Raw genomic sequence first — 25,724 nt, forward strand, 5'->3', positions numbered from 1 at the left:
CATCCTTTACTAAGGATTAACAACCTTCCGTGCCCTGTGTCCCGTTGCCGGTACGCTGTTCCCTAACCCTGCCCTTACTCAAAATACTTTTCTCACAAAGTTAAGGAAACCTGCCCAAAGGGAGATTCTCTGAAGCGGTTCTCAACTCTAGTCCAGGCAAGGCGATCGCCTGACTCAACCAATACTTCCCAGCAAACCTTTTACACCAGCCGTATCAATCAGATGGTAAGTTATCGATCCCCGCATCCCCATCAGGCATCCTTTGAATAGCGCTTCACAATCAGCAAACAGTTGCGATCGTCTTCTGTTCGGGTATAGCTGAGCGAGTCAGCAATTCGCTGCATGAGTTTTAAACCTCGACCACCCTCCGCATCCATATCGGTTTCTTGGGGCAGCGCGTCCAGCTTTTGAGTCAGGTTAAAGGGTTGTCCATAATCCCAAACTCGCATCTCCAACCACTCTGGAAAAATCGCGACTTCAATATCGATCAGTCGCTCAATCGGTTGCCCCTGATGGGCATGACGAACTGCATTGGTAAAGCCCTCTGCCAGAGCAAGCTGACACTCTAACCAGGTTTGATAAGAAACCGGAGGACAGTTAAACTGGTCAAACCATGCGAGAACTAGAGTCAGGGCGTTCAGGTCAGTATTAACTTGAAGGTAATCTTTGTGAATCGGTTGCAACGGTTGAAAATCCTCAATCTGAGAACCTGGAAATAAGTATATTCGCTGTCCAGACCAGCGATGTTTCGTTAGATTGAAATATTAATTAACATTTCTGGTGTCCAAGCCCGGTCATTAAACTAATCTATTCTCCCCTTTATGCCCAAGATCCTGGTGATTGATGACGATGCAGCCATTCAGATTGTTCTTAAGAAACTGCTGATAGCTCAGGGTTACGAGGCTATTGTCGCAGGCAATGGTAAAGAAGGCACAAAACTGGCAGCAGAACACCAGCCCTCTGTGATTATTTGCGACTGGATGATGCCTGGAATGGATGGGTTGGAAGCCTGCCGCCGCATCAAAGCAGATCCAGAACTGGCAGCCGTCTATTTCATCCTTTTAACGTCCCGGAATACGGTGGAAGATCGGGTGAGAGGATTGGACAACGGTGCAGACGACTTTCTCTGCAAACCGATTGAGCTGGATGAGTTGACAGCACGAGTGCGGGCAGGGCTACGCCTGTACCAGATTAACCAGGACTTGCAGGCACAAAAGCGGATGTTGGAGTCGGAGTTCAATGAAGCGGCGGAATATGTGCGATCGCTCCTTCCCCCGCCCATGACCGGCAACCTCAAGATTGACTCTCGCTTCATACCCTCTCGCCAATTAGGGGGTGACTGTTTTGACTACTACTGGCTCGACCCGGACTATCTCGCAATTTATCTGCTAGATGTCTCTGGGCATGGTTTGGGAGCCGCACTGCCCTCTATTTCGGTGCTAAATTTGCTGCGATCGCAGTCAATGGATGGGGTCAACTTCTACCAACCCGACTCGGTGCTAAGGGTGTTGAACGAAACCTTTCAGATGGATCACCAGAACGACAAATTTTTCACCATCTGGTACGGCGTCTATAACCAGGTCAAACGCCAGTTGATCTATTCCAGCGCTGGTCATCCCCCTGCCATCCTACTGTCCCAACCTACCTGGGGAAAAGCTACAGCCACCCTGCTAAAAACCTCCAGTATGCCCATCGGCATGTTACCGGATACCCGCTTTGTCAATCAGCGCTGCACCATCGACCCCTCCAGCGTCCTTTATATCTTTAGCGATGGAGTCTATGAGATTATGCAACCCGATGGCAACGTTTGGGGTTTAGATGCCTTTGCCAATCTGCTGATTAAAGACCAGCGAGCGATTTCCCAATTCGGCTTAGATTACATCCTTAAAAACATCAAAAAGATCCAGCCTAAAGACTCTCTGGATGATGACCTATCCCTACTCCAAATTAATTTCAGCTAGAAGGCTTTTGACATTCAAAGTAAACCTCTATTTTTACTCTAATTCATCAAAAACTACATCAAAAATCATGGGACTAACAAGCTTTGCTCAATTCCAGCAGCTTCTCCAATCAAGCCATGACCCCGCAGTGATGGGATTTGGAAGCAATGCAAGTGTTGGAGATATTAATCGGCTATCCAGCAGGTTTAGACTCGCAAAAAATTTCAGAGGTATCAAACTTGAAGATTACACACCAGAAACGATCTCAGGATATGATGCCTTTTTTCAGGTTTTCTTAACCCATTCTGTTTTAGAAAGATTTCTTGAGATCAACTCAATGAAATTAAACGAACTTGAGACGCTGATGGTAGCTTACAGATCTGAGAAAATCATTCAAGGATTTGTAGAAAAAGATAGGAACGGTGTTTTCTTTAAGTTTCTACATGAGCGACTCAATAATAATCTGAAAATGAAATTGCAGGAATGCCTGGAGCATAAAAATGCCAATGTGGGGTATATTTCCGCTTCAATTCGACATATATTTGCTCATGGCTACCTATGCGCCCATTCTGAACGCATGAATCCTCAAAATGCGAATGTTATTTGTAACTCAGTATCCAGTTTTGTGCTTGACTTTATAGATGCTGAATTTACCAGAAAAATCACGGATTACTGTCATGCAAGGGGTTTATTCAAAGATAGTGCTGAAGAAGTGAAGGCAACTCCCTGGACCGGATCGGAGCGAGTTTCAGGGAAACACTTATGACTGAAAAATTCTTTTTTGTTGGTTTGAGCAACGTGTAGCTTGCTTCCAGCATGGTAACCCAGCACCATCAGTATTTCCGTTGGGTTACTCGAAAAATAATGGGTAATCGCTTCCAACCACGATTACCCATTACATTACCAAACTTTTCTTTGCTTCCTTTTTCCTGGTTCAATCAGGTTTAGTAAGCATCCTGCAACTCATAGAAGTCAGGAGAAATGTAGTCCTTACGCAGGGGATACCCCACCCAATCCTCTGGCATCAGAATTCGCTTCAGATTGGGATGCCCCTCATAAACGATGCCATACATATCGTAGGACTCGCGCTCCTGCCAGTCTGCGGCTTTCCAAATCCAGTAAACCGAAGGCACACGGGGCTTTTCACGGGGTAGAAACACCTTTACCCGGACTTCCTCTGGCTGCTCTACGTTGTCACTCACCTTGATCAGGTGGTAAAAGCTAACCAGATCCTGCCCAGGACCGGAATCATAAGCCCCCTGGCACTGCAAATAGTTAAAGCCATAGGCGTACAGCGCTGTTGCAAAGGGAATCAGAAATTCCGAATCCACTTTCAGCATCTCAACGCCTGAAGCATCCACACCTAAAAACTCATGCTCAAACCCATTTTGGGCCAGCCACTTTGAAACATTTCCGGCTTCTACAACCTCTGTAGAGTCAGCAGGGGTAATACTGGCAGACTCAGGAGTAGACTTAGACTCTTCTTCAGCCACGACGCTCAACCTCCTTTTCAGCCGTCAACAATGCTGGTGGAACTGGCATCCCCATTGCCTCCATTAATTCCTTCGGTGGAGTTGCCCGCTCAGCAGATTGCATATACTTACCCGTCAAAATTGGCTCCACACCCTTCATAGTATGGGTCGTGCTGTAGTACCGATGGGTTTGTCTCAGACTGCCCCGCTCCTGAATCGACTCATTGGCTATTTTTTTGCGTAGTTTGATGATGGCATCAATAATTGCCTCAGGGCGCGGTGGGCAACCTGGCAAATAAACATCTACCGGAATCAATTTATCAACGCCGCGCACCGCAGAAGGGGAATCCACGCTAAACATACCACCCGTAATGGTACAGGCACCCATTGCAATCACATATTTGGGATCGGGCATTTGCTCATACAACCGGACCAGAGCAGGAGCCATCTTCATAGTAATAGTTCCGGCTGTAATAATCAGGTCAGCCTGACGAGGGGTAGACCGGGGCACCAGACCAAATCGGTCAAAGTCAAAGCGGGAGCCAATCAAAGCAGCAAATTCAATGAAGCAGCAAGCCGTGCCATAAAGCAGGGGCCACAGGCTAGACAATCGCGCCCAGTTATAAAGATCATCCACAGTGGTCAGGATGACATTTTCTGAAAGTTCCTGAGTCACCCGCGGACGTTCGATTGGGTTCAGGACTCGCTCAGACGATTCAGCGGCATTCTTTGCTGCGGTATCTGAGTTCATGACCATTCCAAGGCTCCTTTACGCCAAGCGTAGACAAGACCAATTACCAGGATAGCGACAAAAATCAGAGCTTCGATGAACGCAAGCAACCCTAGCTGATTAAAGGCAACCGCCCAGGGATAGAGAAAAACCGTTTCAACGTCGAAGATGACAAAGATAAGCGCAAACATGTAATAGCGAATATTGAACTGAATCCAGGCACCGCCAATGGGTTCCATCCCAGACTCGTAAGTGGTTCGCCGCTCTGGACCTCGACGACTAGGTCGAACCAGCTTAGACGCGGTCAATGCCAGAAGCGGAACCAGGCTACAGACTAGAAGAAAGCCTAAAAGATATTCATAACCGCTGAGGACAAACACAACCAACACACCTCAGATGACGTGGACAATGACAAGGATTATAGGCAGGGCTAATGAATAAAACTCATTGTTACTTGCCCTTAATATTATAAGGATGTCGCTCCATAAGATGTATCGAAAAGTTCCGGTAAAGCCCATAGAAGAAACTGATGTCCGCCTGTGAGTACCAGGTGCCTCAACCCAACCTAAACAGGTCTTAACATCTATTTAATTTAGCCCCACCTGAACTTAGAGAATGTTTGACAAGTTTCCGGCGGTTAAAACCGCGACTACGATAAAATAAAGTCCGCCTGCATGGACTCAGACAAACAGAGATTTCCGTAACCTGGGAGGCAGGTTTTGTCCACACAGCCGCGCTCACTCTACAGGAACGCTTTGCGAATAGTCGCCTTGGCGACAGGCTTTAGCCCATTATTTATTGACCCCGAAATGCTTACGTGCAAGTTAAGCAGTCAAGACCATCAGTTTGGTGAAGCTGGTTCTACTTTTTCAGTCACCCTGCCAGAAAACGGGGATCCAAAAGTGGATGCCTACGAAAGTATATAGATATTTGGCTCCGAATCTGAACGTTTGCGATTCCCATCTATGTAATAATAATTCACAGAGTTTTCAGAATTGTTCGTTGAAATTCTCTCCTTTGGACTCAAAACAATGAGTACTCAAGCTACCGATTCTACTGAACCCAAAGCCTTAGACCGTTACGAATGCTTAACCTGTGGCTATGTTTATGAGCCTGTTAAGGGAGATGACAGACGCCAGGTTCCGCCTGGAACTCTTTTTGAGGATGTTCCTCAGGACTGGCGTTGCCCAGTTTGTGGTGCAGCTAAGAATCGATTTCGGAGCATCGGCATTAAAGGCGCACCATCTGGTTTTGAGGAGAACCTCAAGTATGGACTTGGTGTGAACACACTCACCCCAGGTCAGAAAAACCTTCTAATTTTTGGAGCATTAGGGTTGGCTGTTTTGTTTTTCCTTAGTCTCTATGGGCTTCAGTAGATTTGAGCAACAGGGAGATGCCCCTGTGAATATTTGACTTGTCAATATTTGAAGATTGCAGATTTTAGTTTGAGTTGAGATGCTGTTGTGATGAACTTAGCCGCAAAGTTTTTCAAGCGTGTGGTTGCACTGGTGGCGATCGCTGTACTCTGTGTAGGCTGTGGAAGCTATCTACCTGCCCTGAGTGACAATCCCTGGCAGGTGATTACGCTTTCAGAGAATGCCAGTCCTCTGGATATTGGGTTTACCGCTGATCCTCAGCATGGTTGGCTGGTCGGGAGTAGCTCAACCCTGATGGAAACCGTGGACGGAGGAAGCACATGGCAACCCCGCACTCTGGACCTGGATCAGACTTATCGGTTGAGCGCGATTAGCTTTTCGGGTGATGAAGGATGGATAGTTGGTCAGCCCTCGATTCTACTGCACACCACCGATGCGGGGAGTTCCTGGTCGCGAGTGCCACTGAGTGAGAAGCTTCCTGGCTCACCGAATACAGTAGTCGCTTTAGGTCCTCAGTCGGCAGAAATGACAACCAGTGTCGGTGCCATTTATCGAACTTCCGATGGAGGGCGATCCTGGAAGGCAATGGTTGAGGAAGCGGTGGGTGTAATCCGCAACATTTCACGGTCTGCGGATGGCCAGTATGTGGCAGTTTCCTCCCGCGGAAATTTTTACTCAACCTGGAAGCCGGGGCAGTCTGCTTGGGAACCCCACAATCGCAATAGCTCTCGTCGAGTTCAAAACATGGGTTACGCCGCTGATGGCCGGCTCTGGATGCTGGCACGGGGCGGGCAAATCCAGTTTACGAATTTAGAGCAACAGGATGTGTGGGAAGACCCGATTAAGCCAGAGTTTTCTACCAGTTGGGGGCTACTTGACCTGGCGTATCGGACACCAAACGAAGTTTGGGTCTCAGGCGGTAGCGGCAATTTGCTCCGTAGTGTGGATGGGGGACTGACCTGGGAAAAAGACCGGGCAGTTGAGGATGTGCCGTCTAACTTTTACAAGATTTTATTCTTTGGCTCCAATCAAGGTTTTGTGATTGGACAGGATGGGATTTTGTTGAAGTATGACGGAGAAGTGAGTTAGGCACTGTTGATCGGGGGAATGGATTGGAATGAAGTTTCAAGCATTTATAACTTTTTCATTCCCAGGATCAAGCAATGCCGTGAGTTGGATGGGGAAACAGAGGACGGCGAATGGGGAACACAGGAATTTTTGAACTCCTGATTTTCTATCCATCATCCTGTACCCTCTGTCCCGTATGATAGAAGTTGATTTCTGCTTATCGTTCAGTGGAGGAATCTGATGGCTGGTACTACTGGAGAGCGTCCATTTGGGGACATTATTACAAGCGTTCGTTATTGGGTAATTCATAGCATTACGATTCCGGCATTATTTATTGCTGGTTGGCTATTTGTAAGCACTGGTCTGGCTTATGATGCTTTTGGAACCCCCCGTCCAAACGAGTATTATCCAACCGGTCAGCAAGTAGCTCCCATTATTTCGGACCGCTACGAAGCCAAACAACAAATTGAAGACTTTCTTGCAAAGTAGTTTTAGTGATCATTTGACATCATGACCAGTAACTCTCAAAATCAACCTGTTTCGTATCCTATTTTTACGGTTCGATGGATGGCAGTTCATACGCTAGCTGTTCCTACCGTTTTCTTCCTTGGCGCGATCGCCGCAATGCAGTTTATTCAAAGGTAAGGGTAAGCAATGATTAGAGGCACTTCTAACCCCAATAAGCAGCCAGTTGAGTTGAACCGTACTTCTCTCTATCTGGGTTTGCTATTAATTTTTGTCCTCGGTATTCTCTTCTCCAGCTATTTCTTTAATTAGTTCAGATCTAGCAGGATTGTATTGAGTCGTATTTGTTTCATTGTCTGCTGATTGGAGGCAAATCGCGTGTTAAGTTCTGGAAGAATTCCTTTGTGGATTGTGGCAACTATTGCTGGAACCGGCGTACTCGTCGTTTTAGGGCTTTTCTTTTACGGTGCTTACGCTGGTCTGGGGTCCTCCATCTAGTAGAGTGATTTGAAAGTCCTGCAACGTAGGTTGGGTAGAGCAAACGTCAAACTCAACGCTTTCAAAGTCTTAATGTTGCAAACTTAATTCTCACTGTACTAGTTCAGGACCTCGTGGGTTAAGTCAGTCAGGTTTCCACAATATTCGTTGAACAAAAAAACCGCTTCCATTTGTAGCGGTTTTTTTGTTCTTTTACTACTTGCGATGTCAGTAAGCCTTTTCGGGAAATTGCCTGATGCAATCAACTATTCGAGCCAACAGGCGATCGCAAACACAATATATTCCAGGAAAAACAGCTTCCAAATGAACTGGTAGAAGCGGCTTATCGATACTTTATCGCTCAGGTCTATGGAATAGCTGCGGTACCATAGCACTCCAATCGCGATAGCATGGGTCACAATCAAAAACAGGATATTTACCCCCGGCAACCCTGCGATTCCCGCCAGAATCATCCCGCCATAGACAGCCGTCAACACCCAGCGGGATAGGTTGAACACACTTCGCTGTCCCAGTTGCAGGGTGAAGGTCGAGATGTTGTATTGGCGATCGCCCTCTGCATCGGGCATATCTTTGAAAATGGCGATCGCAAACGTGAATCCCAGAATAAACAGCGTCAGTGCCCAAACGCTGGGTGGAATAATAGCCCCCTGGCTAAAGTGAAGGAATAGCCCCAGATTCACAATGACTCCCCGGACTGTGAAAATGCAGAGGGAAGCCCAGAAAGGAAACCGTTTTAGACGCACCGGGGGTAGGGAGTAGGCAGTTCCAATCAGAAGGCTGATGCTGACCATTGTTAGAAGGTAGGGTGCCTGAACAACGGCAAGGGCGATCGCGAGAATACCCATGATCCCAACAATGAACTGCCCCTGACGCTGGGAAAACTCCCCGGATGCCAGCGGTAGGTGAGGCTTGTTAATCCGATCAATTGCCACATCTTCCAGTTGATTCAGACCCACAATGTAGATGTTTCCACAGAGGCAGGTCAGCAGTGTGGCGATCAGAGCGATAAAAGAGAGGTTACTGGAGTTTAGGATTAAGGGTTGGCTCTCAGCCAGGACGATAACGTAAAGTCCCAACACACTGAGGGTTGTCCCAATAATGGTGTGGGCACGAGAGAATTTCCAGAAGGCGTAAAACCAGGGGAAATGACGTTGGAACCGGGAGATTTCCGCTGATTTGGCTGGAAAAGTAGCGGGTTTAGAAGCAATCCGACTCATGGGCAAAATTTTTCAGACTCTAGCTCTGGACTTTACACCATCAGCGGACATTGGCATATCTTCCCAGAGAGGAAAGATTGTTTGCGTTGCTGAAAAGCGGGATGAATTGAAATGAAGTTTCAAGCATCCAGCCCCTTTTTCATGCCCAGATTCAGCGAGACCAGATTGTTAACGGGTGGCACAGAGTAAGCCAAATCGGATTAACCTGCGCTGATAGCCCCGGCGCATTAACCCCAGAGACAGTGCCGCTTGAATCGTCGTCCAGCCCGAACGGAGTAGCCCCACGAGAGCAGCAGGGGTGAGGGCAGAATCGATGACCCTATCCCAAAAGGGAGCTACAGCGGTAGACCAGTCAGCCGTGCGAATGTTTTGAAAGCCGCAGGATTGGGCGATCGCCTCATACTCTGGCAAAGCGATCACATGGGGTAGACAATACACCCGGTAAATATCCTCCAGGTGCCTGCGCTCATCTGCTGTCAGGGGTTGCTCATCGGTGGAACGGTGGCACCAGGTTACCAACAAAAAGGTGCCCCCCGGTTGCAGAACCCGATAGCATTCCTGGAGGAACTTGACCTTATCTGGCATATGTTCCCCGCTTTCCAAGGACCAAACAAAGTCAAAGGATTGATCGGGAAAGGGCATATTTAGGGCATCGGCAACCTGAAACTGAGCGCTGGGTGGATTGGATGTAGAGAGGGAATCATTGCTGCCTGCCGCCATGCCTGCTGCCTGTGCTCGTTCCGATGCTCGCTTTGCCTGAACGGGGCTGAGAGTAATTCCAGTCGCGTTCGCTCTAAACTTGTTTGCCAGGTACAGGGTACTGCCCCCAATGCCACAACCGACATCTAAGATTCGAGTTGCCTGCTGAAGATCTATCCAGCGCAGTAGTTCCTCAATCAAATCAATTTGCGCCTGTCGCCGGTCTTTCTGCTCAGTTCCACGGGTGCCATAAAATCCGTGGTGCATGTGCTCCCCCCAGATCTGCTCCCACAGACCAGAAGAGGCATCATAGAACTGCTGAATTTGTTGATTGAGGGTAGAGGTCATAGGAATGCTTAATGTCTTTGTCTACGGCACCTTAAAGCCAGGGGAGATTAATGATTGGGTCTGGGCTAAGGAGAGGGTAAGCGTCTGCCCAGCGATCGCCCCCGGTCAACTTTATGCGCTTCCCTTTGGCTACCCGGCAATGGTTCCTGGTTGTGCTGGGTCTGAATGGGTGCATGGTTTTCTCCTTTCCTTTACCAATCCAGAGAGCCTGACTCGATTGGATGAGTTTGAACAGCATGACCCAGAGGAGTTCCGTCATTATGCACCGGATCTAGCGTTGCACCAGCATCAGTACCAGCGCCAACCCATGGAAACCTTTGAACCAAATAGAAACCGCCTGATGACTGCCTGGGCATATCTGATGACAGCCGAACAAGTCAGGCGGCTCAGGGGAATTCCTTTACCAGATGGACTGTGGGGTACTGAAAAGCAAGCGTTTGACTTTAGCGCACGTTTTCGGCACTAGGGTTCGCGTCGGTTGCGCTTGTTTCATTGCTAATCGGTTGGGCAACCGGAGCCTTTGGAATAGTGACCAGAGGACGGTCCAGGGCAATCAGCAACGGTTCACTGGCAATAGTTTCCGGTCGGGGAGATTCTACTTGTTCTGGAGATTTGGCAATCTGGGGTAGGAACGGGTTTTCAGTAGAGAACATTGTTGCCATTGCACCCACAAACAGGGCAGCGATAGCGGCTCCACCCCAAATCAGGGACAACTTGGGACGACGCTCAACCCGGTTAAGTACCTGATCGACTGTTTCCTGAACGGAACATTCCGAAGTTGGCACGGGCATTGCTTGGAAAGCCTGCCGCAGGTTCAACAGTCGGGCATGGAGACGTTGAACATTGGTGTCATGCGCCAGCCACTCTTCGACCTGCTTACGCTCGGCGGCTGTGACCTCCCCGTCCAGGTAGGCGCTCAGCATTTCAAACCGATCGCGCTGAACCGTATTGAGTGATCCAGAGGAACTTGGCTGATTCATTGCAGAAGCCTGAAGATTTTCGTTGTGTGAGTTAAAATTATGAGTCATTTCAGTACTACTTCCACGTAAAAGGAATGCACCCAATCATTTCTATCAATACCCAGCAAACCAGATTCATGACGAAAGCAAAACCATTCTTATCGTAAGGCTACAAACCATGAAGCAACAAAAAAGCTCGAACTGTCAATCCATCTTTTGAATCAGTTCAAATGACGTAACCCAAATGGCATAGTCTATCAGGCATCCTCTAGATAGGTCTGTAGTTGGGACTGCAATCGAAAGCGTGCTCTGGCAATTCTAGATTTTACCGTACCCAGGGAAACCCCCGTCAGTTCAGCAATTTCTTCATAGGGCATGCCCTGAATCTCACGCATCACAATCGTTGTCCGAAAGACCTCTGGGAGATCTGCGATCGCCTCGCGTAACTGATCATAAAACTCTCGGGTAGCCATATCTTCAGCAGGTCCTGGAGTGGTTGAGGCAATCTCCCAATCCATTTCACCGTCTTCAACCGATAGAGGCGCATCCAACGACAGAGGCGGCGCGTTGCGCTTACGTTTACGGAGTTCGTCGTAAAACAGGTTGGTTGCAATTCGGCTCAACCACCCCCGAAACTTTTCTGGCTCATTTAGACGCCGAATGTTTCGATAGACACGAATCCAGACTTCCTGCACCAGGTCTGCACGATCAGACCAGTCGGGAGCCAGGTGGTAAAGAACCTTTTCGACGTGAGACTGATAGCGCCGCACCAGTTCTGCAAAAGCAGCTTTTTCTGGGCGATGAACAGCCTGACATCGCAACACAAGGTCGTAGTTAGAGAGCTTTTCGGCTTGCACGGGCACTTGGGCGACAGTTGCCTCAACCGTTGACCAGGATACAGGAAAGGACTGGGTCATGGATGGAATTATGCTCTAAAACACTCTTCTTCCCAGGACAGCCCTTATTAAATAAAAGTTCCCACCCTGATGAGGACAAATCGGGAAATCAGGTCAAAAAGTTGGCGGTCAAGCAACATGAAGGATGAAACAGCGAACTCCATCGTAGCGTGGATAGGTTGCTTGCCTAGCCGAGAGAGAGAGGAAAGAGAGAATATGTCCGGTGTCAAGGGGTAGAGAGTGGTGTGTCAGTTTTGCCCTGGCTGCTTGTCTTACCCCTATGGCGACGGTTCCAGAGGCAACCTTATCGCTTCTGAGGTTGCTACCATGACAGGGAAAGCAGGTATCTATGCATAGACAAAACAATCACAATTCCTCCAAACCAGAATACTAGGCTGCTATCTCTACTGAGAAGTCTTCTCACTATAAACATGAGAAGGCAAGATAGTACAAGAAAACTTACTAACCAAAACGCATAAGCCTTATCAGCATTTTCGTAGGTTACAACCCCAACATCTGCAAAGGATCTTCCTCCCGATTTCATTTGATCTGCTATCTGATATTGGGACTCTGCCAAATATGTAATTGAGTGGGAGAGCGCAATGTTAGCCAAAGAAAGCCTGAGGACTTTTGCTAGTACAAGTATCATTTGATCTAAAAGCAGGGATTGCTAATACCAATTTCATTTGAGGATGAGCAGAATTAGCCCTGGTAAGGCAAGGAGCTTAAGCCCCTTGTTCAGTGCAGTCTCATAAAGAGACTGGTATAACTGTTTTTCCCTCTACACTCTTAGCATCAAAAGCTTTGCTAGAAAAGGCGATCGCTCACAATGCCTGCTGTCTGGAGCAGAATATAAAACATGAGCTACCCAATCGCCCCTTGAGTAAATTAGTATTAGTGAAGTAGATTATTTTTTGTAGAGTTCATTGTCCAGCACCGATGGCGGCGACTGTTAAAGACGAAACCATTGCTCGTAGCATGATGTTCCTATTCTTGGGAGCCTCTGCCGTATTGGTAGCGGTCCAGTGGCGTGCCTGGGCAGTCAATTCCGGCAACCAGCCTGCTGATGAGACTACTCATCAAGAAGTCGCGGCAGTCAAGCCATCTCCCCAGCAGACAAAATCATTAAAGGCAACCCGCACCCAGGCAAAATCAGTCAATGCCCAGGCAAAACTGGCTAGCCCTCAAGTAGAAGGCAATGTAGCCCAGGCTATAACGAAACTGGCGACATCAGACCAGGTTGCTTCAGTCCAGGTTTCATCAGACCAGTCGCAAGCTATTTTAGAAGGGTTCCATCTGGTAGTGAATTTAAGCGATCGCCGGGTCTATGTCTACGCAGGCAACCAACTTGAAGTCAGCTACCCGTTAGCCGTAGGACAGGAAGGCTGGGAAACCCCGACCGGATCCTTTGATGTGATAGAGATGCAAAAGAATCCGAAATGGCTCCACCCCATTACCCGAGAAGTGGTGCCTCCTGGTCCTAGCAATCCTTTAGGAGAACGGTGGATTGGCTTTTGGGCAGATGAAAAAACTCATATTGGCTTTCACGGTACCAACCAGGAAGACTTGATTGGTCAGGCAGTTTCCCACGGTTGCCTGCGAATGCGAAACCGGGATGTAATCGCTCTATACGACAAGGTATCGGAGGGAACCCCCGTCATTGTGCGCAAATAGGGACATTATCACTATCCCCGGTTTTTCCTTGATGGACGCTGGTGGTTTGTCTGCCCTCATTAGAAACCGGGGATCCTAAGGAAGTTGCACGTTGTGCTATTTCGTGGGTTCTGCTTGAGCCTCAAAGCTGGGTGCATATGCCTGTAACAGCGTGCTGACCTGGGTCAGGATTTCGTCTCCAGAGTTTTTGCCAATTGCCTGCCGTTCGGGGAAAAATTCTGGGCGATCCAGATTGCGGGCGATCGCTTCGCCCACCTGCTGGGCAATCAATCCCTGCAACTCTTCCTTGGCACGCTGGCGCTGATAGGTTGCCCCTTCCTCTGTAGTGGCATAAAGGGGGGGAAGACGGTTGAGAGCGTAGGCTGCAATGTCACCCAGATCCAGGGTGCGATCGCTGGTGGCTTCAATTTCAGCGACGCGGGCGATCGCCTCAGTCAACACCAACTCTTCCATCACATTAATAAATTGCTTCCGGGGAACTGCTACCACCTCGCCCGTTAACAATGCTCCCATCAAGCGATCTAGAGCCATGTACTCTTCTATCGAAAGCTCTGAAGCTGTATCACAAATTCGCCCCACCTCGGCTTCCATCGCGGGAGTCAGGTAACCATCCTGCAAAGCCTGCTCCACGATTTTTTCAATACTCATAGTTCCTCCATACTCCACATCGCCATATTGATTGGATGGGTCGCCTTGAATAATGTTGCCCTAGATTCAACTCCCTAGAACACCTTAATCAAAAGCTTACACAAAACATTAGGTAGTCATGAATAGAAATGATTTCCAGGAATCGAAGTAAGGGCACCCTATACCCTAACTTGCTCTCTAACTTAACCTCTGTTCAAGCATATCTGGTTAGTCAAATCCTTTTGTGCGCCAGGAAGCAGGGTCTACCGAAAGCCCATGCACATATAACCCCCAATGCAGGTGAGGACCTGTGGATGCCCCGGTTGACCCAACCGCCCCAATTACCTGGCCCGCCTTCACAAAATCTCCCTGTTTAACCGTGATACGGCTCAAATGAAGGTAAGCGCTGGTCACTCCCTGACCGTGATCCAATCCCACAATATTTCCGTTGACTCGAAAGCCATCCTTTTCCCAGCCAACCAGAACCACCCGCCCTGCCGCTGGGGCAATGACGGGTGAACCCTGGGCACCCGCATAGTCCACACCACGGTGGTAATAATCCTTGGCAAAGACCCCATTATAATAACGGCGAATTCCATACGTGCCGGTAATGGGTCCCTGGTTGGGTTGCAGAAAGGGTCCATTCCAGAATTTTTCAGGCGTGACCAATTGCTTAAAGGCATTCACCCGATTGTATTCTTCATCGGAGATATCTCCATCTTTACCGGGCGGCAGCCAGATGGACTGGGTTGGAAAGCTGCGCCCTTTGATCTGCACTTTCATGTTGCTGACTTGACCGCCTCCTTCGGTCCGAACAAGCCAGACTCCTGCCTTGTCCAGGGGGGTAGTGGGGATTAACGCCCGAAATTGATTGGGACCAATGAGGAAGGTTTGATAGGTGCGATCGCCCACCCTGACGACTGGAGTTGCACTAATCTCCGGGTTGTCGTACTGGGCAACGATGGAAAGAGTATCTCCCAGACGGGGAGAGGGGGGGATAATTTTGACCTGTAATGCCTCCCCAGAAGCAGCCAGAGCCAGCACCCAGGTGATCGACTGCACCAGTCCGGTTATGCTGCGGATTGCCGCGACACTCATCCAGCGGTTAGGAGAAGGTTCAGGTCCGGCTGGTAAGGTTTGTGGAGTTTGCTGCTTGCCAGCGTTATTTGTCATCATCTTGTTGATTAGCGCCCGATTCATCAGTTTTTGCAGATTTTGGCTGGGTTAAGTCGGGGTAAACATATCAACTGGCACTTTAACCATTGAGAACTTAACCTAACTCTGGCAAGGATAGTACCAGATTGATGCAGTTTTCATTTTTTTGGCGATCGATTTCCTAGAAGGTCGTTAGAAGGCGGCTGAAAAATCTAGCCGAAAGTGCCCCGGAAGCTCTGAAAAGTTTGTATTCTGAAGTTTATAGAGAGCAATCCTTTTTTAAAAATTAAATTCTGTGCAAGAAGATTTCCGCCTCATTGTTGATTTAGTATCTGTACTTGCCGCCGCCGCCGCCGGAGGACTTCTGGCAGCTTTGTTGCGGCAACCGATCCTATTGGGATACCTGCTGGCGGGGATGATTGTGGGTCCAGCGGGGTTGGGGCTAATTAAGGAATTAATTCAGGTCGAGACACTGGCACAGTTTGGGGTGGCGTTTCTGCTGTTTGCTCTGGGCGTTGAGTTCTCATTTTCTGAACTGAAGAAAGTGAAGGGGATTAGTCTGGGTGGGGGCGTGTTACAAATTGCCCTGACGATCCTGATAACAGCCCTGGTATCCCTGGGTATGGGTTGGGTCACGTCTCCTTCTCAAGGCGTGTTTCTGGGAGCGATTCTGTCCCTGTCATCTACGGCAGTGGTGCTCAAGTGTCTGATGGAGCGCAACGAGATGAGTACGCCCCAGGGGCAGGTGATGCTGGGGATTCTCGTTGTGCAAGACCTGGCACTGGGAGTGATGTTGGCAGTGCTGCCAGCCCTGGACAAGCCAGCGGAAGAAGTTGGGCTGGCAGTGGGTTGGGCACTGTTGCAAACAGGGCTATTTGCCCTGGGAGCGGTAGTCGCTGGAATCTGGGTTATTCCACCGCTGTTGCGCTTGTTGGCACGAACGGAGAGCCGGGAACTGTTCCTGCTGGGAGTGGTGGCATTGTGTCTGGGCATTGCCCTGCTGACGGAGTACATGGGGCTGTCGATTGAGATGGGGGCGTTTGTCGCGGGTTTGATGATCTCAGAGGTTGAGTACTCTGACCAGACCTTGACCTACGTTGAGCCTTTGCGGGACATTTTTGCCTCATTGTTTTTTGCGGCGATCGGAATGCTGATTGACCCGATCTTTCTCTGGAACAATCTGGAGTTGATTCTTGGTCTGGTGGCACTGGTCTTTGTGGGCAAGTTTTTGATTGTCACGCCTTTGGTCATGTTATTCCGCTATCCGTTGAAGACGGCATTGATTACAGGGCTGGGGCTGGCACAAATTGGGGAATTTTCTTTCGTCCTTGCCAGTGAGGGGCAATCCTTGGGGCTGGTTTCTCGACGGGTTTATTTGTTGATTCTGGGCACCACAGCCGTAACATTGGTATTGACTCCTTTTGTGTTGCGACTGATACCGCAATTGTTTGCTTGGGCAGAGGAACTGCCGTGGTTGAAGTATTACCTCGATAGAAGTGAGCAGCCTTTAGAAATTGCGGAAGATTTACCTTCTCAAAACCATGTAGTCGTATGCGGTTACGGGCGGGTTGGGCAAAATATTGTACGCCTGCTGCAAGACCACAGTTACCCGGTGATTGTGATTGACCTGTCAGAACGACGCATTCAGGAGTTGCGGGAGAAAGGCATTCCCTACATTTATGGAAATGCGGCAAGTCTGCATGTGTTGGAGAAGGCAGGGGTGAAAACAGCCCAGGGTATGGCGATCGCCCTACCTGACCCGATGAGTAGCCGCCTCTCTCTGAAGCGATCGCTGGAACTAACACCCGATCTGGATGTGGTCGTGCGGGCAACCCAGGACAAAGACATTGAATTGCTTTACCAGTTGGGGGCGCGGGAGGTTGTACAACCCGAATTTGAAGCCAGCCTGGAGCTTTCCTCCCATCTATTGACGGGGATTGGGCTACCCCTGCCAGTCATTCAGCGAGAGGTGCAGCAGATCCGCAACTCCCACTACGCCGAACTACGGGCCGAACGACCTTCTTATCAGGTGTCGCGGGAATTGAAGGAAGCGACCCAGGAGATGAACAGTCAGTGGTATCCCTTGCCAGACATCTCACCCATTGTGGGGATGACTCTGGAAGAGACAAATCTCCGCCGTCTAACTGGGGTTAGCCTGATGGCAATTAAGCGAGCAAATGGGGAAGAGGTCGATTACCCGGATGGCAAAACCGTATTGGAGGTTGGCGATCGCCTGCTGTTGATTGGTGCATCGGATGAACTAATCGCCTTTGATGAACTGGCAAAGGGAGAAGCTGCCGTCCCTACAGAAAATGCCTCCTGTCAGTGGCTTCTGGTACCAGAGGATAGCCCAGTCGTGGGTAAAACTCTGGCTGAACTCCACATCCGGCGACAGTTTGGTGTGCTGGTACAGGCAATTCGGCGAGAAGGCAAGTTCATCAGCTACCCGGATGGCGATAGTGAACTTCAGGCAGGCGATCGCTTGTTGCTCTGTGGCGGGTTCTACTCACTCAGTCAGGCAAGCCGCTGGATCATGCCCAACCCAGAGATCCCAGAAATCCTCCCGCTCTCCGTCGCCTCGGTGGCAGTTAGTGAGGCTTTACGAGAGTACATGCCAGAGGATGAGCAGGTAGAGCTTTTGGGAGAGTGAATGGGTGGGTGAGTGGATTGACACCTGCCAAACCTCTCTACATCCTGGGTTTCAAGTAAACGATTGCTTGCCGCCAAACAATAGTGGGTTGATCGTACTGATCTGTGAGGGAAATACAATGCTGGTCTTGCCAGCTAATCTTGCCAGCTAATAGGTCTCCTGTCGTGAGTTTCAGCTCAACCTCTTTTTCTTCGCGAATCAGGGTTTGAATCTGGCGAACACTGGGTAATCCGGTTTCAAGTTCTACAGTCATTGCTTGCGTCCCCAAAAAACTACTAAGCTCGACATTATTCACTTCACATCCCCTATTGCAACACATCTATGGCAATTGAGTTCACCAAGTATCACGGATTGGGAAATGACTTTATCTTGATTGACAACCGCTCATCATCAGAGCCGCTCTTAACACCAGAACAGGCAATACAGTGGTGCGATCGCCATTTTGGGATTGGTGCCGATGGAGTCATCTTTGCCCTGCCAGGACAGGATGGCTGCGATTACACCATGCGGATTTTTAACTCGGATGGCTCAGAACCGGAAATGTGCGGTAATGGGATTCGCTGCTTCGCCCGGTTTGTTACCGATCTGGAAGGAACTCACGAAATCCGTTCTTACCAAGTTCACACGCTGGCTGGGGTCATGACCCCCAAACTGGAGGCAAATGGGTTCGTGACAGTTGATATGGGTGAACCCCGATTACTGGCAGCCGAAATTCCGACGACCCTGGGCAGCCCCGATCAAACAGTGGTAGATTTTCCCCTGGAAGTGGCAGGAAAAACCTGGCAGGTAACCTGTGTCAGCATGGGCAACCCCCACTGCATCACTTTTGTAGAGGATGTTGCAGCCATTCCCTTAGAAGTTCTTGGACCCCAGTTTGAGTGCCATCCGGTGTTTCCCAAGAAAACCAATACTGAATTTATTCAGGTTATTCGTCCTGATTATCTAAAGATGCGAGTTTGGGAGCGAGGGGCAGGAGTAACCCTGGCATGTGGAACGGGAGCCTGTGCATCCCTGGTTGCAGCCGTCCTGGTCAGTCAGCAGGTGGAGAAAAACTATCCTCTGGTTAATCGCCACGCTACAGTGGAACTTCCCGGTGGTCGTTTGCAGATTGAATGGTCTGAAACAAACAACCACCTCTACATGACAGGTCCAGCCGAGAAGGTTTTTTCAGGCAAAGCGTGATATTGAAATCTGTGCAAAAAATAGGAGGGTGTGTTGTCTGAACGCACTCTCCTATTTTGTCGTGAACATTGGAGCATACTAACCGGGCATATTTGAAGGCTGAGGAAACTAACTGAGATAATTGGCTTCTGCTTCCAGCAACCGAATGAGATGCTCGTCACCTTTTGCTCTGGCGGCTTCTAGGCGGCGTTGCAGATTTTTTTGAAGGTTTGCCCGATGAGTTTCTGCAATTCTTGTGCGGGTTTCTTGACGATTTTTGTTCATGGTGGACAATAATCTCGTTTTACTCGTGGTATCTGATTATTCCCATCATAGCAATCCGGGTGCAAGGTGTAGTTTTAGATACTAAATTTTACGGTCATGTGGTCAGAAACTTTAAGATTTGGCTAATGCAGACCTCGGAGGTTTTGACCAAAGCGGTATACACAGTGAGCATAGCGGCTGAAACCTCCGAGGTCTTGACCGGATACAAGCCGGGTGTAGGGTAGGGGAAGGTTAATGAAAGCTGTGGCAGAAAAAGCAAATGATGCAAAGTGGCTGTCTGGCACTTCTGAGTGATTTTGGTTTGAGCGATCCTTACGTGGGAATGCTGAAAGGGGTAATCGCCCAGATCAATCTTCATCTGACGGTCATTGATCTGACGCATCAGATCCCACCACAGAATGTGGCGTTTGCCCGGTTTGCGCTAATGACTGCGTACCCATACTTGCCGCCGGGGACGGTTTATGTCGCTGTCGTTGATCCAGGCGTGGGTAGCCATCGGCGCGCGATCGCAATATCAGTGGGCACTAACCCTAGCCAACCTTCCGGCTTTTTGGTTGGACCGGATAATGGGTTGTTCAGTGGGGTTTTGAGCCAGAACCCGGTTATAGCCGCCGTGGAGCTGACAACTCCCCTATACTGGCGCACCCCTGAACCCAGCCAAACGTTTCATGGGCGAGATATTTTTGCACCCGTGGGGGCACACCTTGCCAGTGGCAGGGGGCTGACTGACGTGGGGCAGGCGATCGCTCCAGAAACCCTGGTTAGCCTTAATCCACCTCCCATTCGCGTGGAGGAGTTAGATGATGGCGCAACCAGAATCACTGGCACTATTCAGGCAACGGATCACTTTGGCAACTTGATTACCAATATTCCTGCGGCGCAGGTGCTTGCAAAAGAATGGGGTGTAACAGTCAATAATTTTGAGATTCCTGGACAACAGACCTACAGCGACTCTTCACCGGGAGACTTGCTGGCACTAGTGGGAAGCCACGGCTGGGTTGAGATTGCAGTCAATCGAGGAAATGCCCAGGAAAGGCTTAGACTGGAGGAGGGAAATGGGGTAAGGGTGATAGGAAGGGTGAAGGATGAAGGATAAGGATAAGGATAAAGGGCTTGTTTCCCAAGGGTAGGAGAAAGGCAATCCAAAATCTAAAATCCAAAATCGGATGAAGAATGAAGGAGGGAGTATGCAGGCTGAGCCAATGGTTTACCAGGGACAGTTTGGTGAGTTTACAATCAACGATGAGGATCGCCGGGGAGTGGTGATCTATCGGGGTGGATTGATGGTGGCAGCGCTCTGTTTTGCGATCGGTGCGGGGTTGGTGCTATGGCAGGGGGATAACCCGGCAATTTTGTTCTGGTTGACGTTCCTCTACACAGGGTTTTGTGCAGCGTTAGGGGTGAGTTTGCTAACGATTCACATCTACATGGAACCCTTACATCGAGCATTACAGGCGTTTTGGCTGGTTGGCTGTTTAGCATCCCTGGCGATCGCTCACTTCAGTCCGGAGCCATTTGCTCTGACGGTATACCGTTACCCACTTTCGCTGCTGGGTATTGGCTTTACCTTTGTGGCGCTAACGGGTATCTTCTTTAAGGAAGCATTTTGCTTTGATCGGGTAGAAACCAAGCTATTAACCCCTCTGGTTCCGGTATTGTTGTTGGGACATCTGGTAGGCTTATTACCATTACCGTTGGAACGGGTGCTACTACTGCTTTGGGCTATTCTTTTTCTAGTCTTTGCTTTACGGAAGGTGATTCAACCAATTCCGCCAGACATTGGCGATAAGAGTGTTTTTGATTATCTAAACCAGCAACGACTGACCAGGACTGACGTTTCCCGTTAGTAGCAATCACCGTTTAACATGACAGAACCGAAAATTCCTGATCTAATCAAGCGCTATCTTTGGGTTGTACTGCCACTGTTAGGAGGGTTGACTTTGGGAGCGGTTCTCCTGAACCAGCCGGAAAAACAGGCATCCTCCTCCCAAAAGGAAGTTGAGGTTGTGCCACCTGCACCCAGGGAGACTGTTGCCACCCCTATCCCCTCTCCCTCTGCAAAACCATCCCCAAGTCCGCCAAAGTCGCCACTGGCAAAAGCCTCTCCACAAGCGATTAACCCGTCTAATTACACTGAGCAAGAAAAAGCCATTAACAAAGAAGCCAAGGCAAGGTTTCTGGCTTCAGCCGCCACGGTTGATTCTTTGATTGAGATTCGAGTCGCGATCGCAGAAGGCATTCCCTCGACTAAGATCGGTGCCTCCAGTGATGCGGTGCTAATGGATAAAGATGGACGACATTTACAAAAACTTTCGTCCAGTAACACTTACACGGTTCAGCCTAGCGGAGATTCCATTAGCTTTGGCTCCTGGCAACTGCCGCCAATTGTGCTGGTTGATCCAGGGGTGGGACAGTCGTTTCAGTTGGGCGATCGCGTCTACCGGGGGCGGTTACTGCTAGTTGCAGAACGGGGCAATCTCTTGGGCATCAACTATATCAACCTGAGGCAGTATTTGCACAGCGTTGTGGCAAGCGAAGTGTCTCCAAACTGGCACACAGAGGCGTTGAAAGCACAGGCAGTGGCTGCCCGCTCCTACGCCCTGACCTACTATTTCAAACCTGCTCACTCCCTGTATAACTTGGGGGCAACGGAGTATTACCAGGTCTATAGTGGCATTGAACGAGAGGCAGATACCACCCGTAAAGCAGTGGATAACACGGCTGGAGAGTTCGTCAGCTACCGGGGCGGCATTGTGGAGTCTCTATATGCTGCTTCGGACGACATTGTGGCTGAGGCGTTTCGTGGGCGCGGCATGAGCCAACTGGGTGCCCTTGACCTGGCAGAGAAGGGGTTCAGCTATAAGCAAATCTTGAGTAATTACTACCCTGGCACGGGCGTTGGTCGAGTCGAGGAAGATTACTACTAGTACAGTGAGTAATTAATTTTGCAACCTATGACTGTTGAAAATGTTGGGGTTTCGCTGGCGCTCTAACCAACCTACGTTGCAGAACTTTTAGATTACTCTACTAGTACGCTCCTTTGCCAAACAGAACAATTTTGACGGTTTCCAGAAGAATTTCCAAATCCAGGTTGAGTGACCAGTTATCAATGTAGTAAAGATCAAGGCGGGCGGCTTCGTTAAAGGCATCGATTTCGGAGCGTCCGGAGATTTGCCATAGTCCAGTAATACCGGGAAGGACCTGATGCCGAGTATGATGCCAGGGATCGAAGCGCTCTACATCCCTCAGAGGCAGAGGGCGGGGACCAACCAGGCTCATTTGACCAAGCAGGACGTTAATTAGTTGAGGAAGCTCGTCAATACTGGTGCGACGGAGAAAGTACCCGATGCGGGTGATGCGGGGGTCATTTTTGATTTTGAACATTACCCCATCGCCCGTTTCATTCTGCTGTTCCAGAGCGGTTTGCATGGCAACAGCATCCAAAACCATCGTGCGAAACTTCCACATTTGGAATACCTTACCGTGAAGCCCTGTCCGTTCCTGGCAGAAGAAAATTGGACCAGGGGAAGCGAGTTTAATAGCGATCGCCACCCCCAGAAACAGGGGCGACAGCACTACTAACCCAACCAATGCCCCAGCCAGATCAATCACACGCTTGAGTCGATAGTCCCATCCGCTGAGTAAATCGGCTTCCATCCTTAGGGTAGGCACTCCGGCAAACACTTCCGGCACTCCCCGTCGGTGCAGCATTTCCAGGCTAGAAGGAATCAGCCGCAACGTAATCCCTGCCCTCCGTAGCTGCCAGTAAAGTCCGGAAGCCAGTTCGCTTTGGGGTAAACCTTCTGCCAGCACTTCACGCGCACCAGAGGACAGAATCGCCTGAATCGTGGTTGTGCTGCTGGCTGTGGCAGCGAGTGCGGCTCCAACCAATTTGCAGCGAGAGCGCCGTTTCAGTACCCGTGATAGTTGAGATAACCGTTCCGCCGGAGCCAGGATAAAAACGGGTGTCTGGGTTTGCTCAAACCGCCTCAGGACCAGACTGGTGAATAATCGAAACCCAATCACCAGGGCAACACTACCAAACCAGGCGGTGAAAAAGAGCGATCGCGGTAAGTCCAGCTTGGGGTCATAAAAGTAGCTGATGACCAGAGAAGAGAGATAAACCACACTCACCATTTGACCAGAGCGAATGTAATTCTTCCACTGGGTCGAGGAGCTATACAGTCCACTACGGGCAAACAGCACTAGAGTGACGACTGCAAACAGCCAGAACAGGATCGGTAAACCTAGCCAAACTCCCCAGGATAGCTGAGGTGGCAAAGGCGAGTAAAAGCGGTTCAACCGGACCGCTATTTGCCATGCGATCGCCAATGCCGCCGTATCGCACAGCAACAACACCAAACTCCTTTGCCATCGCCAGCTCAAAATTTGCTGAAACTCAAGCCGATGGGGGGCACGAATATCGGTTGCTTTCTTGTAAGGAACGCTATCCATTGCAGAAGTTCCGGGGAGATGCATCTAGCCAACAGTTTTGGCGCTGCTAACTATACCTGCGGGGCAATGGGTTTAGTATTCCGCAAATGTAGGGGAAATATATCGTTGGGTTGGGAAATAGGAGTGAGGAGTGGGTTGGTGGTCAGTGGTCAGTGGTCAGTGGTCAGTGGTCATTAGTCTTCTGCCATTACCTATCAACTGCAAAACTTTAACTCCGAACTCCGAACTCTTAACTCTCAACTTTTAACTCTCAACTCTCAACTTTCAACTCTCAACTCCTCCCCTCCGCCTCAGCAATTGCCACCCGAACAAGACAACAAATGCTGGGTTGTGGAGCAAATAGCGTTTCCACAATCTTCCGGGTTCCATTGCCAGTCGATAAAGCCACTCTAATCCCCATGCCATCATCCATCGCGGTGCCTGGGAAACCTCGTCACTGTGAAAGCTGAAGGCGGCACCAACTCCGACCATAACGGCTGAGAGCTTGCCCTGTTGCCGAGCCATCCATTTTTCCTGCTTGGGGCAGCCCAAACCTACAAATACAACGGGGGCATCGGAAGCTTGAATGCGGGCAATGTCGGCAGCTTCTTCATCAGGACTGAGGGGACGAAACGGGGGAGCATGACTACCGGCGATCGCTAACCCTGGGAACCGTTGCTCCAGGTTATACCGTAGCTTTTCGAGGGTCTGTTCAGTCCCACCATAGAGATAGATTGGAATCTGTAGCTGGGCTGCGCGATCGCACCACGCCAGCATCAAATCGGGACCATATACCCGTGATTGTTCTTTATTTCCCAATAAACGCAATCCCAGTACCAGAGGCATCCCGTCAGGGGTGACCAGAGCGGCTGCGTTCACAATCTTCTGAAACGAGCGGTTCCAGTAGGCAGACATCACAACATGGACATTAGCTGCCACGACATAGCAAGAAGTTCGGGCTGCCGCCCAGGTCTGAATGCGATCGCAGGCATCCTGGTAACTGGTCGCATCCACACGGGTCTTCAAAATGTAGGGGTGTAGTTTAGCCTTCATAGAAGTCAGGCTGCGCAATGGGAATGAGTACTGTATTATTCCCCATTCTCCATTCTCTATTTCCTATTCCCTATTTCCTATTCCCTATTAACCCACTCCTTAACACTCAATCCCTCAACACCCTACTGATTGAACTCATCCTGATTCTTAAAGGTCTTGCGGAGAATCCATTGGGTTAAATCGGGCAAAAACTGGTTAGAAGCGGCTGAGAGGTTTGCGGAGCCAACAATGACCTCAGGACGTTGGTATTGCACCGCATCCCAGATGGCTTCAGCAACCTGTTCTGGTTTTTCGACCAGTGGGACCTCTAAAATCTGTTGAACTTGATGTTTGCGTGCCCGCAGGTCTTCGATATCTTTTCCTCGGAAAATTGCCCGTTCCAAAAGGTGGGTCTTGATCAGGTTGGGATAGATGCCACAAACATGAATTCCCTTGGGAGATAGTTCAGTACGGAGTGCTTCGGTTAATCCAGTAACGGCAAATTTGCTGGTGGTATAAGGAAGCAGATAGGGGAGAGGAACTTTACCGCCAATCGAACTGACGTTGACGATCGTCCCTTTTCCCTGCTCTAAAAGGTGGGGCAGAATGGCATGAATCGTGTGAATGTAGCCCCAGAGGTTAGTATCAATTGCCTGGTGCCAGTCTTCTAGGGTAAATTCTTCGACGGGTCCAGAGATATAGATACCGGCGTTGTTTACCAGAACATCAATGGAGCCAAAGTAAACAATTGTCTTTTCCACCAGCGTCTTGACCTGTTCCGGGTCTTTGACATCTGTAGAAATTGCCCGGGCTGAATGGTTAGCTGCCCGCAACTCTTTAGCAAATGTCTCCAGACGCTCTGAGTTACGGGCAGCAAGCGCCAGGTTATAACCATTGCGGGCAAACAGAAGGGCGGTTTCTCTGCCAATTCCCTGGGAAGCCCCTGTAATCAGAACGGTGGGAGCCATAGTTTGATTTTAGAAACAACTGACTCTCAGTGTGTGAAACCTGGAGCCGGATGCCTTCTAACCAGCGTAG

General features: G+C 49.5%; 30 protein-coding genes. 15 read left to right on the plus strand and 15 right to left on the minus strand.

Annotated elements, in window-relative coordinates:
- Window positions 1-251: 251 nt before the first annotated feature.
- Window positions 252-683, minus strand: coding sequence for an ATP-binding protein (locus tag AC1S52_RS09645; protein ID WP_482028781.1), 432 nt, complete (start codon window positions 681-683; stop codon window positions 252-254).
- A gap of 138 nt (window positions 684-821) precedes the next feature.
- On the opposite strand from AC1S52_RS09645, the gene AC1S52_RS09650 reads away from it, so the two are divergent.
- Both AC1S52_RS09650 and AC1S52_RS09655 read left to right on the plus strand, forming a co-directional pair.
- A complete protein-coding gene (locus tag AC1S52_RS09650; RefSeq protein WP_482028782.1) occupies window positions 822-1,961 on the plus strand; it encodes a PP2C family protein-serine/threonine phosphatase in 1,140 nt (379 codons plus the stop codon).
- A 67-nt stretch (window positions 1,962-2,028) separates the two neighbouring features.
- Window positions 2,029-2,706: a hypothetical protein gene (locus AC1S52_RS09655; protein WP_482028783.1), complete on the plus strand. Its 678-nt coding sequence runs from the start codon at window positions 2,029-2,031 to the stop codon at window positions 2,704-2,706.
- A gap of 178 nt (window positions 2,707-2,884) precedes the next feature.
- Here the strand turns inward: AC1S52_RS09655 and AC1S52_RS09660 are convergent, their stop codons facing one another.
- The 3 genes from AC1S52_RS09660 to ndhC are packed head-to-tail and all read right to left on the minus strand — an operon-like array spanning window position 2,885 to window position 4,522.
- Window positions 2,885-3,391: an NAD(P)H-quinone oxidoreductase subunit J gene (locus AC1S52_RS09660; protein WP_482028868.1), complete on the minus strand. Its 507-nt coding sequence runs from the start codon at window positions 3,389-3,391 to the stop codon at window positions 2,885-2,887.
- Between the two features lie 34 nt (window positions 3,392-3,425).
- Entirely contained in the window at window positions 3,426-4,169 is a 744-nt protein-coding gene (gene ndhK, locus AC1S52_RS09665) for a photosynthetic/respiratory NAD(P)H-quinone oxidoreductase subunit K (RefSeq protein WP_482028784.1), read from the minus strand.
- A complete protein-coding gene (ndhC, locus tag AC1S52_RS09670; RefSeq protein ID WP_482028785.1) occupies window positions 4,160-4,522 on the minus strand; it encodes a photosynthetic/respiratory NAD(P)H-quinone oxidoreductase subunit C in 363 nt (120 codons plus the stop codon). The genes ndhK and ndhC overlap by 10 nt, the downstream gene beginning before the upstream one ends.
- A 651-nt stretch (window positions 4,523-5,173) precedes the next feature.
- Between ndhC and AC1S52_RS09675 the strand changes: the two genes are divergently transcribed.
- The 6 genes from AC1S52_RS09675 to AC1S52_RS09700 all read left to right on the plus strand — a co-directional run bounded on the left by AC1S52_RS09675 (window position 5,174) and on the right by AC1S52_RS09700 (window position 7,549).
- A complete protein-coding gene (locus tag AC1S52_RS09675; protein WP_482028786.1) occupies window positions 5,174-5,518 on the plus strand; it encodes a rubredoxin in 345 nt (114 codons plus the stop codon).
- A 90-nt stretch (window positions 5,519-5,608) separates the two neighbouring features.
- Window positions 5,609-6,607: a photosynthesis system II assembly factor Ycf48 gene (locus tag AC1S52_RS09680; RefSeq protein WP_482028787.1), complete on the plus strand. Its 999-nt coding sequence runs from the start codon at window positions 5,609-5,611 to the stop codon at window positions 6,605-6,607.
- A gap of 219 nt (window positions 6,608-6,826) precedes the next feature.
- Entirely contained in the window at window positions 6,827-7,075 is a 249-nt protein-coding gene (gene psbE, locus AC1S52_RS09685) for a cytochrome b559 subunit alpha (RefSeq protein ID WP_482028788.1), read from the plus strand.
- A gap of 21 nt (window positions 7,076-7,096) precedes the next feature.
- Window positions 7,097-7,231 carry a cytochrome b559 subunit beta gene (psbF, locus tag AC1S52_RS09690; protein WP_482028789.1) on the plus strand — a complete coding sequence of 45 codons (135 nt, stop codon included), beginning with the start codon at window positions 7,097-7,099 and terminating at the stop codon, window positions 7,229-7,231.
- Between the two features lie 9 nt (window positions 7,232-7,240).
- Window positions 7,241-7,363: a photosystem II reaction center protein PsbL gene (gene psbL, locus AC1S52_RS09695; RefSeq protein ID WP_482028790.1), complete on the plus strand. Its 123-nt coding sequence runs from the start codon at window positions 7,241-7,243 to the stop codon at window positions 7,361-7,363.
- A 66-nt stretch (window positions 7,364-7,429) separates the two neighbouring features.
- Window positions 7,430-7,549: a photosystem II reaction center protein J gene (locus AC1S52_RS09700; RefSeq protein ID WP_223048487.1), complete on the plus strand. Its 120-nt coding sequence runs from the start codon at window positions 7,430-7,432 to the stop codon at window positions 7,547-7,549.
- 245 nt (window positions 7,550-7,794) lie between these two features.
- Here AC1S52_RS09700 and AC1S52_RS09705 read toward each other — a convergent pair whose 3' ends face one another.
- On the minus strand, window positions 7,795-8,766 hold the full coding sequence (locus AC1S52_RS09705; protein ID WP_482028791.1) for a homogentisate phytyltransferase: 972 nt from the start codon (window positions 8,764-8,766) through the stop codon (window positions 7,795-7,797).
- A 168-nt stretch (window positions 8,767-8,934) separates the two neighbouring features.
- Window positions 8,935-9,813 carry a methyltransferase domain-containing protein gene (locus AC1S52_RS09710; protein WP_482028792.1) on the minus strand — a complete coding sequence of 293 codons (879 nt, stop codon included), beginning with the start codon at window positions 9,811-9,813 and terminating at the stop codon, window positions 8,935-8,937.
- 4 nt (window positions 9,814-9,817) lie between these two features.
- Here AC1S52_RS09710 and AC1S52_RS09715 point away from each other — a divergent pair, with 4 nt between their 5' ends.
- Window positions 9,818-10,279, plus strand: coding sequence for a gamma-glutamylcyclotransferase family protein (locus AC1S52_RS09715; RefSeq protein WP_482028793.1), 462 nt, complete (start codon window positions 9,818-9,820; stop codon window positions 10,277-10,279).
- Here AC1S52_RS09715 and AC1S52_RS09720 read toward each other — a convergent pair.
- Entirely contained in the window at window positions 10,257-10,793 is a 537-nt protein-coding gene (locus tag AC1S52_RS09720) for an anti-sigma factor family protein (RefSeq protein WP_482028794.1), read from the minus strand. The genes AC1S52_RS09715 and AC1S52_RS09720 overlap by 23 nt on opposite strands.
- Window positions 10,794-11,029: 236 nt before the next feature.
- A complete protein-coding gene (locus tag AC1S52_RS09725) occupies window positions 11,030-11,689 on the minus strand; it encodes a sigma-70 family RNA polymerase sigma factor (RefSeq protein ID WP_482028795.1) in 660 nt (219 codons plus the stop codon).
- 918 nt (window positions 11,690-12,607) lie between these two features.
- Here AC1S52_RS09725 and AC1S52_RS09730 point away from each other — a divergent pair.
- The gene (locus tag AC1S52_RS09730) at window positions 12,608-13,342 is read left to right on the plus strand and encodes a L,D-transpeptidase (protein WP_482028796.1); all 735 of its coding nucleotides are present in this window, start codon (window positions 12,608-12,610) and stop codon (window positions 13,340-13,342) included.
- A 96-nt stretch (window positions 13,343-13,438) separates the two neighbouring features.
- Here AC1S52_RS09730 and AC1S52_RS09735 read toward each other — a convergent pair whose 3' ends face one another.
- Together AC1S52_RS09735 and AC1S52_RS09740 are read right to left on the minus strand one after the other, a co-directional pair.
- Window positions 13,439-13,990 (minus strand): late competence development ComFB family protein, encoded by a 552-nt coding sequence (locus AC1S52_RS09735; RefSeq protein WP_482028797.1) that lies wholly within the window; start codon window positions 13,988-13,990, stop codon window positions 13,439-13,441.
- Window positions 13,991-14,197: 207 nt separating this feature from the next.
- Window positions 14,198-15,169 (minus strand): M23 family metallopeptidase, encoded by a 972-nt coding sequence (locus tag AC1S52_RS09740; protein WP_482028798.1) that lies wholly within the window; start codon window positions 15,167-15,169, stop codon window positions 14,198-14,200.
- A gap of 250 nt (window positions 15,170-15,419) precedes the next feature.
- Between AC1S52_RS09740 and AC1S52_RS09745 the strand changes: the two genes are divergently transcribed.
- Entirely contained in the window at window positions 15,420-17,774 is a 2,355-nt protein-coding gene (locus tag AC1S52_RS09745) for a monovalent cation:proton antiporter family protein (protein ID WP_482028799.1), read from the plus strand.
- Between the two features lie 37 nt (window positions 17,775-17,811).
- Here the strand turns inward: AC1S52_RS09745 and AC1S52_RS09750 are convergent, their stop codons facing one another.
- Window positions 17,812-18,027 carry an Hfq-related RNA-binding protein gene (locus AC1S52_RS09750; protein ID WP_482028800.1) on the minus strand — a complete coding sequence of 72 codons (216 nt, stop codon included), beginning with the start codon at window positions 18,025-18,027 and terminating at the stop codon, window positions 17,812-17,814.
- A gap of 68 nt (window positions 18,028-18,095) precedes the next feature.
- Here AC1S52_RS09750 and dapF point away from each other — a divergent pair, with 68 nt between their 5' ends.
- Complete coding sequence (dapF, locus tag AC1S52_RS09755; RefSeq protein ID WP_482028801.1) at window positions 18,096-18,956, plus strand: diaminopimelate epimerase; 861 nt, start codon at window positions 18,096-18,098, stop codon at window positions 18,954-18,956.
- Between the two features lie 108 nt (window positions 18,957-19,064).
- Here the strand turns inward: dapF and pirA are convergent, their stop codons facing one another.
- On the minus strand, window positions 19,065-19,220 hold the full coding sequence (gene pirA, locus AC1S52_RS09760) for an arginine synthesis PII-interacting regulator PirA (RefSeq protein WP_482028802.1): 156 nt from the start codon (window positions 19,218-19,220) through the stop codon (window positions 19,065-19,067).
- 259 nt (window positions 19,221-19,479) lie between these two features.
- On the opposite strand from pirA, the gene AC1S52_RS09765 reads away from it, so the two are divergent.
- From AC1S52_RS09765 to AC1S52_RS09775, 3 genes are all read left to right on the plus strand, one after another.
- The gene (locus AC1S52_RS09765; RefSeq protein ID WP_482028803.1) at window positions 19,480-20,316 is read left to right on the plus strand and encodes an SAM hydrolase/SAM-dependent halogenase family protein; all 837 of its coding nucleotides are present in this window, start codon (window positions 19,480-19,482) and stop codon (window positions 20,314-20,316) included.
- 91 nt (window positions 20,317-20,407) lie between these two features.
- Window positions 20,408-21,067 carry a DUF2301 domain-containing membrane protein gene (locus AC1S52_RS09770; protein ID WP_482028804.1) on the plus strand — a complete coding sequence of 220 codons (660 nt, stop codon included), beginning with the start codon at window positions 20,408-20,410 and terminating at the stop codon, window positions 21,065-21,067.
- 18 nt (window positions 21,068-21,085) lie between these two features.
- Window positions 21,086-22,147 carry a SpoIID/LytB domain-containing protein gene (locus AC1S52_RS09775; RefSeq protein WP_482028805.1) on the plus strand — a complete coding sequence of 354 codons (1,062 nt, stop codon included), beginning with the start codon at window positions 21,086-21,088 and terminating at the stop codon, window positions 22,145-22,147.
- A gap of 100 nt (window positions 22,148-22,247) precedes the next feature.
- Here the strand turns inward: AC1S52_RS09775 and AC1S52_RS09780 are convergent, their stop codons facing one another.
- The 3 genes from AC1S52_RS09780 to AC1S52_RS09790 all read right to left on the minus strand — a co-directional run bounded on the left by AC1S52_RS09780 (window position 22,248) and on the right by AC1S52_RS09790 (window position 25,654).
- Window positions 22,248-23,675, minus strand: coding sequence for a sugar transferase (locus AC1S52_RS09780; RefSeq protein WP_482028806.1), 1,428 nt, complete (start codon window positions 23,673-23,675; stop codon window positions 22,248-22,250).
- A 264-nt stretch (window positions 23,676-23,939) separates the two neighbouring features.
- Complete coding sequence (locus tag AC1S52_RS09785) at window positions 23,940-24,707, minus strand: WecB/TagA/CpsF family glycosyltransferase (protein WP_482028807.1); 768 nt, start codon at window positions 24,705-24,707, stop codon at window positions 23,940-23,942.
- Between the two features lie 122 nt (window positions 24,708-24,829).
- Complete coding sequence (locus AC1S52_RS09790) at window positions 24,830-25,654, minus strand: SDR family NAD(P)-dependent oxidoreductase (RefSeq protein ID WP_482028808.1); 825 nt, start codon at window positions 25,652-25,654, stop codon at window positions 24,830-24,832.
- Window positions 25,655-25,724: the final 70 nt, after the last annotated feature.

Source organism: Kovacikia sp. CALU 1929 (assembly GCF_056784235.1).